The sequence below is a fragment of the Exiguobacterium sp. s124 genome, from assembly GCF_018617485.1.
GTDB classification, from domain to species: domain Bacteria; phylum Bacillota; class Bacilli; order Exiguobacteriales; family Exiguobacteriaceae; genus Exiguobacterium; species Exiguobacterium aestuarii.
The window spans coordinates 383,208-396,774 of sequence record NZ_JACSKH010000001.1 but is presented as its reverse complement, the minus strand read 5'-3'; the positions used below and the strand labels follow the sequence as shown (position 1 = coordinate 396,774).

The following is a 13,567-nucleotide window of genomic DNA, read 5'->3' as shown; positions in this document are numbered from 1 at the left end:
CGCCTCCTTTCCTGGCTCAATCGTATTTGTAGTGATAGTGACGTTCTTTTCCTTTATCTCGCTTATTCATCACAAGGCCGAGGATGTTCGCACCCGACAATTCAAGCTGTTCTTTCGCCTTGAGCACGTAGTCCCGGTTCGAATTATCACAGCCGATGACAAGAATCGTCCCGTCCGCCTCACTGGCAACAATCCGGCTGTCCGCGACCTGCATGATTGGTGGCGCATCTAGGATGATCATGTCATACGATTGCTTAATTTCTTCAAGTACCCGTTTCATCATCGGAGAAGCAAGCAATTCCGAAGGGTTCGGTGGAATCGGTCCGGCCGGGAGCATATACAGTTTAGGCACTTGGGTAGCTTGGATGGATCTCTCGAGCGTCGTCCGTTTGGCGAGCACTGTCGAAAGTCCGAGTTGCCCTGGAAGTTGGAAGGTGAAATGGGCTGTCGGTTTTCGCATATCGCAATCGACGAGTAAGACACGCTTTCCAAGTTGCGCATAGACAATGGCCAGATTGGAAGCCGTCGTCGATTTCCCTTCTCCTGGTGATGCGGACGTGACGACAATCGTTTGTAAGTCGGCTCCAAGTGAAGTGAATTGTAAGTTCGTCCGAATCGTCCGGTATTGTTCAGCGATGGGAGACTGCGGATTCACGAGAGTGATCAAGCTCCGTTTCGCCTCACGAACTTTGTCTTGTGTCTTTGGTAGGTGGAACATTTGGCTCGTCTCCTTTCGCCACTGGATTGACATCTTTTACAGGTTCCGGTTTCGACCGCTTCGCGGCCATGTCTCGCTTTTCAATCACAGGAATGTTTCCGATGACCGGTAGCGCCAGTAGCTTCTCTGCTTCTTTTTCATCGCGAATCCGTTTGTCGAACGTGTAACGGATGAGTGCGAGCACACTTCCGATGACAAAACCAACGATTAAGCCGATTGCTGTATACATGACCGTACTCGGTGCGACGGGATCACTCGGCACGTCAGCAACCGACAAAACGCGAACATTATCAATATTCATGAGATCCGGGATTTCAGTGGCGAATACTTCCGTGATGACGTTTGCGATATTCGCCGCGACGACCGGGTCGCTGTACTCGACGACGATGTTGATGACTTGCGATTCTTCCTCACTCTCGACCAACAACACTTCGCTAATATCATCTGGGGCGTTCGCGACTTGCTCCTGTACCTCGTTTAAGATTGCAGGGCTACGCATGATGACACGATACGTATTGATCAATGAGAGGGAAGAAGAGACTTGGGTACTGTCGACAACGTTTGAGCCGGCTTCTTGCTTCGGTACGATCAACACCTGGGTCGATGCTTCATATGTTGGCTCGACCACATATTGGCTTACATAATAGGCCGCTCCTCCAGCGATCATGACCGTCAAAAGAATCAACAGTTTACTCTTCTTGAAAACAGCGAGTAAATCCGATAGGAGCATCGTCTGACTATTCACGGGTGAACCCTCCTTCAACTATTCAGCTGCATTTCCTAGTACCTAGAATCTTTGTGTGCTTACTACTTACCCCCGCTCTTCTGACAAATCAAAAGAAATCATGACCATCTTTTTATAAACTATCAAGAAGGACGCCGATTCGTGAACGTATCGTAAATCTGCTTCATCTCTTCATGGGAGCGCTCGACATCAAACGCTTTTGCCGTTTGTGTATTATGCAACCCCATCTGATGAGATAGTTCGAAATCAAGTCGCATCGTTCGAATGGCGCGAGCGAATCCTTGAATGTCGTTCGGCGCACACTTGAAACCCGTCACTCCATCTACCGAATAATCGTTGATTCCATGCACATTCGAGGTGATGATCGGTAAACCCGCCGCCATCGCCTCAAGCGCCGCCATCCCAAGTCCTTCTCGTTTAGACGGAAAGACGAAACAGTCTGCCCCTTTCATCACTTCAAACACATCATCCCGAAATCCTAAGAGCTGTACTTGATTCGTGAGGTTCGTCTCTCGAATGACTCGTTCTAATTGAGGTCTTGCATCCCCGGTCCCGGCAATCCAGTAACGAATGCTTGCATCACCGAGTTCGGCAATCGCTCGAATGATGGTCTCGTGATTTTTGTTCTCGTTCAACTCCCCGACCGAAAGTAAGACGAAATCGGTATCGGTATTCACCCCGAGCGACTGACGTTTCAACGGACGATCGATGTGAACCTGCTCAATCCGTTTCGTATCGACCCCGATGCCCGGGATGCGGAACGTGTGCGTCGTCTTAAACGTCTGTGCTCTCGAGAAGTCTTCCTGATTAATCGTCACGATGGTGTCTGTCAATCGGGCAAGCGTCCGTTCGACCGGATAATAGAGCATCCAGTTGAGGGAAGGACTGCCTTTAAAGAAGTGGAACCCGTGAGCCGTGTACATGCATGGCGTGTCCGTTTGTCTCGCGACGAGACGCCCAATGACGCCACCGATTGGGGAGTGACAATGAATGAACGCATACGAATTCGTCGTCATGACGCGTTTCAATTGTTGGAATGCCCGGACATGTCCGTTCATTTTTTTGATGTCCCGTTCAAAGTCAACTTGAAAAAGGGTGACTCCTTCCTCTCGTAAACTCTGTTTGACGCGTTCGACTTTTTCTGCGCTGTACATGCTGCCCCATTCAAAGTTTGTGGCGACATGTACCTCGTATCCCATGTTCTGAAGGGTTCGGATGTTGTCACGATTGAAACTTTCAATCATCGATACGACGGAAGCGACCATGAGGACTCGTTTCATCTCGATTCCCCCTCACACACGTTTCCGTAAGTAGTTCACGCTACGGAGCATCAAGACGAGAGGCACGGTCCGTTCGTGCTTACACAATTGGAAGAACGTCCGCCATTTCAAATCAAAGTAACGCATATCCATCTGGGAATAGGCCTCTTTGTATTCTTTTTGTTGGAGCACTTGTCTCAACACTTCCGCTTGCGCAAACAGCGGTTTGTTGGAACTCAATTCGTTTAATCCAATGCCGATCATGCTGAGTGCAATCCGGTTGTATAGCGCACGCGTGTAATCTTCTCCGAGATCATGTTCTTCAATGTACGTCATGAGCATGTGGAAGAATTCCAATCGTGAGTTCACGAGGTTACGTTGATAAACACTCGTCTCAGACTGTCCGTTCGTCTTACGGTAGTGATAGATTGGATAATCGATGTAAATAAAACGTTGGCAATGCTCGAGCGCCTGGATTTGAAAATAAAGGTCGACAAACGAACCGTACGGGCTACGAAACGAGAGATGACGAATCAAATCGCGATGGTACAAGGTGATACAATTCGAATTCAGCGCATCGACCGTCTCCGGATGAGCGAGCTCTTCTCCGACAAGTCCGAACAGACGACGATGGACGAAACGTCTCGTCTCTTCGGCGTTATACGATAAAAAATCAGCCTCAAAGATGCGTTTTGGCAAGGACCGCTCTTCATACTCACGAACGTATGTGCCCATGACCGCATCGGCTCGTTCTGCTTCCGCATGTTTGACGAGAAGCCGAATCGCATCATGGTCCAACCAGTCATCACTATCGATGAACATCATATATTCACCGGTCGCCATTTGAAGACCACGATCGCGGCAGAAGGAACACCCACGATTCGTCTGATCGATTAAGATGACGCGCGGGTCATCATCAAATTCCAACATGATATCAAGACTTTGATCCGTACTGCCATCATTGATACAAATAATTTCAAGGTGAGGATACGTCTGATTGACGAGACTGTCTAAGCACTGGCGTAAAAACGCGCTCGTGTTGTAAACAGGCACGATGATACTAACGAGTGTTTCCGGACGTTCCATGTGCGTTCACTCCTTCTTCGGTGCAGAGTCATGGTGTAGGTGAGTTACTATAACTCGTTGTTCCCATTCGATTTTTTGAATAAATACGAATTGAAATGAGTAGCGAATAATTTTTTAGTGAATTATCATAAGGACCTCTTTTGAAGCGGCACAACAAAAAAACAGACCGAAAGTTTCGGTCTGTCCGTCGTCACGTGGTAGATGGTTGTTCATTCTGTAGATTCGCGAGCACGTTCTGGAAGAGTCGGTTGTTTACCTGATCCGATACGTAGGAATTGTGTGGCGTGAGACTCACCCACGCGAACTCATACAACGGATGACTCGGTTGAATCGGCTCCGTTTCGAATACATCGAGCGCGACGCCGAAGAATTTTCCTTCTTGGAGCGTTTCGACCAGTGCCTCTTCGTCAATGATTGCCCCGCGCGCCACGTTGATGAGGATGGCGTCCTCTTTCATCGCCGCGAGTGCATCCCGATCGATCAGATGATACGTCTCGTCCTTGAGCGGTAACGCCAAAATGACGACATCGCTCTCTTTCAACACATCATGGAGTTCGTCCAATAACACGTAGCGGTCGACAAACGGTACGTCTTTTTCACGGTGCCCGACACCAATCAGATGCATATCAAACGCACGTAACCGTTTCGCGATCGCTTCACTGACGTTGCCGACCCCAAGCAGTGTGACCGTCTTTCCCGTCAGTTCGAGTAATCGTCTTTCTTTTTCCCATTGTCGATTTTGTTGCTTCTCGCGAAACGCGGCGCCATGTTTCATAAAGTCGAGCAATTGCCAGACGACCCATTCTGCCATCGGAACGGCGTATGTATCGCCGGCGTTATAAATGCGAATGCCTTTCTCTTTTAATGCTTCAACGGGTAAGCGATCAAGGCCGGCACTCACGGCTTGAACGACCTTCAAGCGAGGAAAATCTTCAAGCGCCCGATAAGCAAACACGTTTTGGCAGACGAGCACTTCTACTTCAGATACATCTCGCTCTTGAATCTCTGACTCTTTTTGAAGAATTGTGACGTTGTGGCCTAACTGTTCAAGCTGCGCTTGTTGGTCGAGGGATAGACGCATCCCTGTCACCCATACGTTCATGACAACATTCCTTTCTCTTGGCGTATTTCTGATGTGATGGCTTGAACTTCTTCGATGAGTCGCATACGATTTTGTTCAAACCATTCAACAGGCATCGATTCGAGTTGCTGCTCATATGCCCTAATTCTCCATACCCCTTCTTGGAATGTTTGAGCCTGCTGTGAAGATACTTTTATCGCGTGACCGATATGACAGAAGCTCCGAGACAAAATGACACATGACGAACCGAGGCGGACATGTTCCGGAATGATTCGTTCGGCAGGAACCCGCCCCTCCCCAATCCGGGCAATCCCACCGAAGCCATACGGAATTCCAGTTGCTCGAATTCGCGTGACAATCGATTCGACGAGTCCCGTTGTGAGTGGTTCAAATAAAAACGTCTGACCATAACTCAAATGAAGATCGTTCAATCCGATATGAATCGAATCGATTCCGCGTAAACGCAATACGTCCGGCATGCACGTGACCGCTTCTTTCGTCTCGCAAAGGAGACATACTTTGACGCGACCATCAACCATTTCGATAAATGTTGCCACTTCATCAACCGTTTTATAATACGGCAGCATCAACATGTCCGCGCCACGAAAAATCGCTTCGTTAATTTCAAAACGTGATCCGGCATGAATCGGATTGATGCGAACGAGCAGCATGGCGTGTTTCAAGACGGAACGGATGCGACTGACATCGTGCATTGAATGTCTCGAAATGACTGTGTCGAGATGTCCCTGTCGTTCCTCTTTTCCGTTTAATTCTAAATCGACAAAGATGAGATCGACCCCATTTTGTTCAGCCAAACGTGCAACTTCCGGTTGATTCGTAATATACATGAACGCCAAAGACATCATCCTAACCCCCTTCACCAAAATCACTACGATTTGAAATTAGCCATCCCAAAAAACAATGAAACAGAAAAGAATAGCATCTTTTTGCAACGATATACGTCTTCTCAAATGGCATTCCAAAATCATGCTCGTCAATTCTTTTTGGTTTTGTTTGAATTTAAGAGAATCGGCAATAATGTGATTACAGATAACTCGACATTTTTCGGCAAAGGGGTGACTTCCAAATGGAATGGATCGTAGTTTTTGGAGCGGGTGGTCACGCGCAAGTATTGATTGATATATTGGAGCTGACAGGACTTTATCGGATTGCAGGCATATATGACGATAGCCCAAGTTTAATCGGTAAATTCATTCTCGGCTATCCGATTCTCGGAAAAATCAGTTCAAATGTGGCTATCCGAAAAGGAATTATCGGAATTGGGGACAATGATCAACGCGCAATGATTGAATATCGCATACGAGAACAAATGCCAGACTTTGAATTCATCTCTGCCATTCATCCGAGCGCCATCATCGGCAAAAATGTAACCATCGGTCCAGGTGTCGCCGTGATGGCGGGAAGCGTCGTCAATCCGAACACGCGACTCGAGGCACACAGCGTCGTCAACACGATGTCTTCTGTCGACCACGACTGTCACCTCGCCCCGTTTTCTTCTGTTGCACCAGGTGCTCATCTTGGTGGCAATGTTCGTCTCGGCGAACGAACTTTTGTCGGGATGGGCGCGACGGTCATCCATAATATTCATATCGGATCCGATACCGTCGTCGGCGCCGGTGCCACCGTCGTCTCCAATCTACCGAGCCAAGTCATCGCTTACGGTACACCTGCTAAAGTGACACGTAAGCGTGACATCCAAGAAAAATATTTATAAAAAACTATAGAATAAAATTAGAAACACCTCGTAAAATCCGGATAGAAAATCCAGATTTTACGAGGTGTTTCTATGTTCCAATTCCTATACACGTGAACTACTCACCACTTATTTGCTTCGCAAATTGAAGTGGGGGCTTCTTGGGAAGACCGTACTTTTACTAGCCACGGTTGTTTACCAAGCTCGTCGGGTGGTTCCCACCCTGAAGGAATTCGTTTTAGTTTGCCAACATCAACAGGTTGATGCTCGCGTTGATGTCACGGTCATGATGAGCGCCACAGGCACACGTCCATTCACGGACATCCATCGTCTTCTTCTCGCCTTTCTCGCCGCAAGTGGAACAGATCTGCGTCGATGCGAACCATTGATCCGCCTTGATGAGCGTCCGTCCGTAGAAGTTTGATTTGTACTCGAGTCGCCGGACGAACTCGTACCAACTGACATCTGCGATCGATTTAGCGACCTTGTGGTTCTTCATCATGTTGTTCGACTTCAATGTCTCCACGACGATGACTTGGTTCTCGTCAACGATTCGTTTCGACAATTTATGAAGAAAGTCTTTACGTTGGTTTGCAATCTTTTCGTATTTCTTGGCGAGGATCAGCTTGGCTTTCTCTCGGTTCTTGCTTCCAATCCTCTTTCGTGACAAAGCGCGCTGCGCCTTCTTGACCTTCTCTTCCGACTTGCGAAGGAAACGAGGATTGTCAATCTTGTTCGAAACCATCTCGTCATTCGTCATGATGGCGAAGTGTTCGAGGCCGAGATCGATACCGATTTTATTTTTGGCAGGAACCCACTTTTCTTCACCTTGATTGACGAGGATGGAGACGAAGAACTTGCCCGTCTTCGTCATCGAGACCGTCGCGGACTTGATGATACCCTCGAACGGACGATGTTGGTTGAACTTCACGAAGCCGATCTTAGGAAGTCTCACCTTCCCGTCCTCGATGCGGACGCTCCCGTTCTGATTGTTGGTCGTGTAGGAGGCACGGTCGCTGTGCTTCGATTTGAACTTCGGGAAACCGACAGACCTGTCCCGGAAGAAGTTGGCGTATGCCTTGTTCAGATCCATCTGGGCATTGGCAAGGGACAGACTGTCGACCTCTTTCAAGAAAGGGAATTCGGGTTTATACTTCGCCGGGGTCGGGAGCTTCTGCTTTGCGTCGGGGTTCAGCTTCGACTCTTCATACATCCGGATACGTTCTTCGAGCATCCTATTGTAGACGAAACGCACACAACCGAACGTCTTCATGAAGTATTCCTGTTGCGGTCTTGTCGGGTATAGCCGAAACTTGTACGCCTTCAGCAAAGTGATCACTCCTTCCCTTGTTTTTCGATGTATTGCCTGATGCCGTCGGTCGTCACGAGGCAGGAGCTTCGAGACCAGAACATTTCTTTCCACAGTCGTCCCTTGACGTGCGGAAAGTCTCGTTTGATCAGTCGGCTACTGGCGCTCTTGTAGGCGTTCAGGAACTTCGACATCTCTGTGTTCGGGTGGGCTTTGAACAACACATGGACATGATCGCCGTCATGGTTCCACTCGGTCAGTGTGATGTGGTATGACGCGCCGATCCGTTCGAACGTTCGTCTCGCGAACTCCGAGACGTCTTCTTCAATCACCTTGCGTCTATATTTGACCACCAAGACGAGATGGTAGTTCAGAAGAAGGACTGAATGTTTGTTCGTATCCATTTCATTGATACATCAGTCCTTTTGATTGGTTACACTGATTATATTGAGCACATACAATCTTACCAAGATGTGCGATTCATCTCCCACCTACGCTAGGCTTCGCCCCAAGACGCTTAGAGGAGGGAGAATTCTCGCCTGATTTAGTTAAAAAGTTGGTAAAAGTATTTTTTAGTGCAATATTTTCTATGTTCCGCTCAATTTATTAAAATTTAATACCGATATATATAGTAATGATTTTTTAGTCACTTCGCTTACAGAGAATCGAATGAATTATGTATTGACACTCAAGTAAAGAATAAATTCTAATCCTATACGAACTTTAGAATAGAACAGACTATTCAAAGAACAATCCACTTTTTTTTGCCTGACCTCATTACTTACAACAAGTTGATAAGGAGCTTTCCATGCGATATCTCGTTTTTGCTTCACTATCATGTATTTTTTTATTATCAGGTTGCTTCAATGATGAACCAAAGCCTTCTAAAGAGTACAAAAGTCAATTCCCAACTGAATCGTTTATCCGGAAGCATTTAATGACGGAGGAAGGTTTGATTCAAACAGACATCACCAATCGAGATCATGAATTTTTGTCTGAGTCCCTCGGGCTTTATTTACTATTTTTAGTTCAACAAAAACGTGAAGACGAGTTTGCCCATCAAGCCGATGTACTCGAACACTATTTTTTGGATGACTCCAATCTAGTCAGTTGGCGACTCGAACAAGTCGATCACACGATTACCCAAAGTCCTGCCAACGCATGGATTGATGATGCTCGAATCGTTCATGCCTTATACCAGGCAGCAGATGTATTTGACGAGATGTCATACGCCGACTTAGCCAAACGCATCGCCAAACCCCTGACGACTCATGCAGTGAAAGACGGTCTTCCCGTCGATTATATAAATCGGCCGACAAATGAAACAGGTGATATGTTGACACTAAGTTATTTAGATGAATCAGCGCTCCGTCTCATGTCGTCATCAAATAATTTATACGAAAACAGTAAGAAACTACTTGAAAAAGCTCCTTTGAGCGAGCCATTCTTTGCAAAATCCTACTCCATTTCCGAGAAAACATATCAATTCGATGATGAAATCAATATGATTGACCAACTTTATGTCGCTCTTCGATATGAACAGTTTGGATTATCGACAAATCCTTTCTATATCTTTTTTAAAGATGCCTTTGATCAAGGTCCGGTATTTGGTCGATACGATCGAGTAACGAAAGAGCCAATTGTTGATTATGAATCTCAAGCCGTCTATGCGTTAGCTGTTTTTTATTTACTCGAACGCGACGAGCATGAGTTTGCGGAGGAAGTGATGGCACGTTTGAAGTCATCGATGGTCTCCGATTCTTCATCTGAATATGTCGGAGGGTATCTTGATATCTCAACAAAAGAAACTCACTCATTTGATAACTTATTACCACTACTAGCAGAAGGGGGACTTGAAAATGGATACCTCATTCCGTAAAACGAGTCTGATCAGTTTACAAATCGGCCTGTTGCTTCTTGCCGTCGCCGTGTTGTTTATGTATGTGCCCGATTTAGGAAAAGTGCAAAACGAGGGAATGATGCTCATCGCCCTAGCCGTCTGTATTAGTTTGTTTGCAGGAATGCGAGCCGGTTTATTCACTACATTATTAATATTATTCCTTTTCGGAAGTCTTTATTTTTGGAATATGTTCTTTCGTCCGGGTGACCAGACCTTTCTTTTTTCAGAAGCCACTCTCTTCTACTATGGGCTTTGGCTCATTGGACTTGTGATTTTGAGCGGGAGCGTCTATGAGCGAATCAACCAATTAAGTCAAACTAATATCGCACTACTTGAAAAAGTCAGGCGACTCGTCGCAATCGATGATGAGACTGGACTCGACAATGCGGACCGTTTCGAACTTGAGCTTCAATTAGAGATTGATCGGACAAACCGTCATGGTGAATCGTTCACCGTCCTCCTATACAAAATTGATCATTTAGCGGATTTTAAAGGATTGTATGGTGCAGAAGAGTCAACGCGATTCTTAACGTTTTTCAGTGAGCGGTTACATCAATCCACACGAACGACAGATAAAAAATTTCGATTGTCTACCGAAGAGTTCGCTCTCATTTTACCGTATGCTTCAGAAGAAAATATGGAGATCATTTTGAACCGCTTCAGAAGAATGATTGGAGACTATCACATTTCCAATGGAAAAACGATTTCATTCACAAATCATATTGCCCACTATACCGTCACAAACAAATCCGGTATCGAATCACCAGCGGACGTATTGGGCCTCATGCGAAACGAGCTGAAAAGCTATGCGCTATAAGATATTCTTCTTTTTCGTTGCATTACTTTGTATACCACAACCGGTTCAAGCACAAGATTCTCACGTTTCAATCATTTATAGTTCTCAATCGAACGATATACCGCCAGAAGTGTACAAATTGGATGCGCTCGTTTCTCGATTTTCTAAAGAGATTGACATCATTCGCGATACAGAAGTAGTACCAAATTCACTTAGTAAGACGAGTCATCTTTTTTACTACGGTGTGAATCCTTCTCCAATCCCTAAATCAACTCGTGAACAAATCAATCAGTCAAATCTCCCACTCTATGGTATTGGATACAATGTAGATCAACTCAATGTCTTCAAGAAAATTGACACAACACGCGTTCAAGGTATCTCGAAGTTTCATCAAACACGTACAGATACAGATTTGACATTCGAGTTAGCAGACACTGTTTTTTTGGTAAATCATGATGACTCGATCGTGCACGCGAGTTTGATTGAGAAAAATGTGAAACGGCCGATGATCATCCAAACAGGTACTCATTTTTATTCGGGAGTTTATAACCTCTTGAACCGTTCTTCCTTACTCGTAGCAGATAGTTTGTATGACTTTTTTAAGGTCAAAGCAAAAGAGGAACATCTCGGTTACCTGCGATTAGAGGACATCAACCCGAGTACGGATCCGGTACTGCTTGAAAAGGTCGGTGATTACTTGTTAGACCGTGATGTCCCAATCCTGTTAGCCGTGATTGCAGTGTATGTCGATCCAGACAACGGACAAAATGTTCACTATACCGACCGTCCGAAGTTACTTCAAGTGATCAATCGGCTCGAAGAACGCGGGGCTACGGTGATTTCTCATGGATATACCCATCAATATCGCTCTTCTGAGACGGGAGAGGGTTTTGAATTTTGGGATGTCGAAAACAATCAACCTGTTCTCGTTCCTTCAAATGAAACACCGCCGATATTAAAACAACAAGAGGCGTTCAGTAACGACCGTGACTATAAACAGTACATGGAAACGGTTCTAGAAGGCGAAACCGCCTACATTCGTTCAAAATTGACCCGCTCCATTCATGAGCTCGTTTCGCTCGACCTGCATCCGTTAGGTTTTGAAGCACCTCACTATACGATGTCACACTCTGGCTATGCATTGGCATCCGAGCAATTTTCGAATATTTTCGGACAAGTACAATGGAGCAACAGCGATTGGGAAGTGATGGGAACCACCCCTTACATTTCAAAGCCTACTCTGTTACAGGGGATGACACTGTATCCGGAAACGATTGGTTACGTGCGTACCGACCTGCCTAGACCCGTCGAGGAAATGCGGCGAGCACGTGATGAGATGATGATTGTCCGAGAGTCGATGATTGGTGGATTTTACCACCCGTATATTGGAACAGAGCACCTACCCGCTCTCGTGGACATGATGGAATCGACTCCTGGTTTCCGCTGGTTCAATTTGCGTGAGCAAGATGAGCAAGTAAGTACGGTAGATGTATCCGTCACGACTGTGGATGGCGTCCTCACATTGCGGGATGACCGTTCTCAAGTCATCAATCAACTAAAACGGTATCTCCCGACATCATTTCTTGAACGTTCACTTTTGGCACTCGCCCTTGTTACGTTAGTAGCAGTCCTTACTTTTCTAATTTACACAATTTACTTACGTACGCAACGTAAAAAACGACTCTTTAAGGAGCGTGGATAATCATGGCAAACATACTCTTCTTATTTTCACTCGTCATGATTTGGGTGATGCTTTTATACCATATGTTTTTAATGCAAGGTGGGTTTTGGCACTTCATGACGTTTCGGAATCCAATCCCTGAATGGTCAAAGCACATGCAAGACTTGCCAAAAGTCTCTGTTTTAATTCCGGCTCATAACGAAGCCGTTGTGGTGGCCGCGACATTACGAGCAATGTCGCGAATCGCCTACCCGCATGACAAACTCGAAGTCCTATTAATCAATGACAACTCGTCAGATCGAACAGGCGAAATCGCTCAACAGTTCGCAGACAAGTACGCTTTCATCCATGTTGTACAAACGACACCTGCTTATGCAGGAAGAGGAAAGTCTTCTGCCCTTAACTATGGATTAACTCAGTCCACAGGAGATGTGATTGTTGTCTATGATGCTGATAACACACCTGAAAAAGACAGTGTTTATCATTTAGTCATGGGACTCTTGAATGATCCGAAAGCCGGTGCGGTCGTAGGGAAATTTCGGGTGACAAATGCGTATGAGACACTTCTCACCCGTTTAATCAACATTGAAACGATTTGTTTTCAATGGATGGCTCAAGCCGGCAGATGGAAATGGTTCAATATCGCTACCATTCCTGGAACAAACTTTGCAATCCGTCGCTCAATCATCGAAGAACTGGGTGGTTGGGATGAAGCTGCACTTGCGGAAGATACAGAACTGACCATTCGTGTTTATGAGCTCGGATGGCATATTCGCTTTTTCCCTGCTGCGATCACTTGGGAACAGGAGCCTCAGACACTTAACGTTTGGTGGAAACAACGCACAAGATGGGCTCGTGGAAATCAATATGTAGTCCTAAAATTCATGAGTCAGCTTTTTTCATTGAAGCGAAAAAAAATTGTGTTCGACATTATTTACTTCTTCTTCACCTACTTCTTGTTCTTCTTTGGAGTCATTCTCTCGAACAGTTTATTCGTTCTGAATCTATTTATCGATATTGGTCTTGAAGTCGGAAATATCACACTGATTTTATGGATTCTCGCCTTTTTACTATTTGTGACCGAGGTGTTTGTCACACTCAGTATTGAACGTTCGGAATTCAACGCACAAAACTTCTTCACCGTTATTTTGATGTACTTCACATATAGTCAACTTTGGATTTTACTTGTCATTTATTCACTCTATCTTGAAACAAAACGTATATTATTCAACCAAGAAGTCAAATGGTACAAAACAGACCGATTCGACTAAAGAGGAG

General features: G+C 45.7%; 13 protein-coding genes. 5 read left to right on the top strand and 8 right to left on the bottom strand.

Annotated features, from left to right (window positions below; translation table 11 throughout):
• Nucleotides 1–16: 16 nt before the first annotated feature.
• The 6 genes from KNO85_RS02105 to KNO85_RS02080 form a co-directional block, all read right to left on the bottom strand.
• A complete protein-coding gene (locus KNO85_RS02105) occupies nt 17–718 on the bottom strand; it encodes a CpsD/CapB family tyrosine-protein kinase (RefSeq protein ID WP_214784392.1) in 702 nt (233 codons plus the stop codon).
• Nucleotides 681–1,463 (bottom strand): YveK family protein, encoded by a 783-nt coding sequence (locus KNO85_RS02100; RefSeq protein ID WP_214786517.1) that lies wholly within the window; start codon nt 1,461–1,463, stop codon nt 681–683. The genes KNO85_RS02105 and KNO85_RS02100 overlap by 38 nt, the downstream gene beginning before the upstream one ends.
• A 122-nt stretch (nt 1,464–1,585) precedes the next feature.
• Nucleotides 1,586–2,743 carry a glycosyltransferase family 4 protein gene (locus KNO85_RS02095; RefSeq protein ID WP_214786515.1) on the bottom strand — a complete coding sequence of 386 codons (1,158 nt, stop codon included), beginning with the start codon at nt 2,741–2,743 and terminating at the stop codon, nt 1,586–1,588.
• A 12-nt stretch (nt 2,744–2,755) separates the two neighbouring features.
• Nucleotides 2,756–3,808 (bottom strand): glycosyltransferase family 2 protein, encoded by a 1,053-nt coding sequence (locus KNO85_RS02090; RefSeq protein ID WP_214786513.1) that lies wholly within the window; start codon nt 3,806–3,808, stop codon nt 2,756–2,758.
• Between the two features lie 190 nt (nt 3,809–3,998).
• Nucleotides 3,999–4,910 carry an NAD(P)-dependent oxidoreductase gene (locus tag KNO85_RS02085; protein WP_214786511.1) on the bottom strand — a complete coding sequence of 304 codons (912 nt, stop codon included), beginning with the start codon at nt 4,908–4,910 and terminating at the stop codon, nt 3,999–4,001.
• The gene (locus tag KNO85_RS02080; protein WP_214786509.1) at nt 4,907–5,752 is read right to left on the bottom strand and encodes an aldolase/citrate lyase family protein; all 846 of its coding nucleotides are present in this window, start codon (nt 5,750–5,752) and stop codon (nt 4,907–4,909) included. The genes KNO85_RS02085 and KNO85_RS02080 overlap by 4 nt, the downstream gene beginning before the upstream one ends.
• Nucleotides 5,753–5,976: 224 nt before the next feature.
• Here KNO85_RS02080 and KNO85_RS02075 point away from each other — a divergent pair, with 224 nt between their 5' ends.
• The gene (locus tag KNO85_RS02075) at nt 5,977–6,624 is read left to right on the top strand and encodes an acetyltransferase (protein WP_214786507.1); all 648 of its coding nucleotides are present in this window, start codon (nt 5,977–5,979) and stop codon (nt 6,622–6,624) included.
• Between the two features lie 217 nt (nt 6,625–6,841).
• On the opposite strand, the gene tnpB is transcribed toward KNO85_RS02075, so the two are convergent.
• Both tnpB and tnpA read right to left on the bottom strand, forming a co-directional pair.
• On the bottom strand, nt 6,842–7,933 hold the full coding sequence (gene tnpB / locus KNO85_RS02070; RefSeq protein WP_214786505.1) for an IS200/IS605 family element RNA-guided endonuclease TnpB: 1,092 nt from the start codon (nt 7,931–7,933) through the stop codon (nt 6,842–6,844).
• Between the two features lie 5 nt (nt 7,934–7,938).
• Nucleotides 7,939–8,316 (bottom strand): IS200/IS605 family transposase, encoded by a 378-nt coding sequence (tnpA, locus tag KNO85_RS02065; protein ID WP_214786503.1) that lies wholly within the window; start codon nt 8,314–8,316, stop codon nt 7,939–7,941.
• A gap of 548 nt (nt 8,317–8,864) precedes the next feature.
• On the opposite strand from tnpA, the gene KNO85_RS02060 reads away from it, so the two are divergent.
• Genes KNO85_RS02060 through KNO85_RS02045 form a run of 4 tightly spaced genes read left to right on the top strand, consistent with a single transcriptional unit; the run spans nt 8,865 to nt 13,560 of the window.
• The gene (locus tag KNO85_RS02060; protein WP_214786501.1) at nt 8,865–9,791 is read left to right on the top strand and encodes a glycosyl hydrolase lipoprotein; all 927 of its coding nucleotides are present in this window, start codon (nt 8,865–8,867) and stop codon (nt 9,789–9,791) included.
• Complete coding sequence (locus tag KNO85_RS02055; protein ID WP_214786499.1) at nt 9,772–10,629, top strand: GGDEF domain-containing protein; 858 nt, start codon at nt 9,772–9,774, stop codon at nt 10,627–10,629. The genes KNO85_RS02060 and KNO85_RS02055 overlap by 20 nt, the downstream gene beginning before the upstream one ends.
• A complete protein-coding gene (locus KNO85_RS02050) occupies nt 10,619–12,310 on the top strand; it encodes a DUF2334 domain-containing protein (protein WP_214786497.1) in 1,692 nt (563 codons plus the stop codon). The genes KNO85_RS02055 and KNO85_RS02050 overlap by 11 nt, the downstream gene beginning before the upstream one ends.
• A 2-nt stretch (nt 12,311–12,312) precedes the next feature.
• Entirely contained in the window at nt 12,313–13,560 is a 1,248-nt protein-coding gene (locus KNO85_RS02045) for a glycosyltransferase family 2 protein (RefSeq protein WP_214786495.1), read from the top strand.
• The last annotated feature ends 7 nt before the right edge of the window (nt 13,561–13,567 follow it).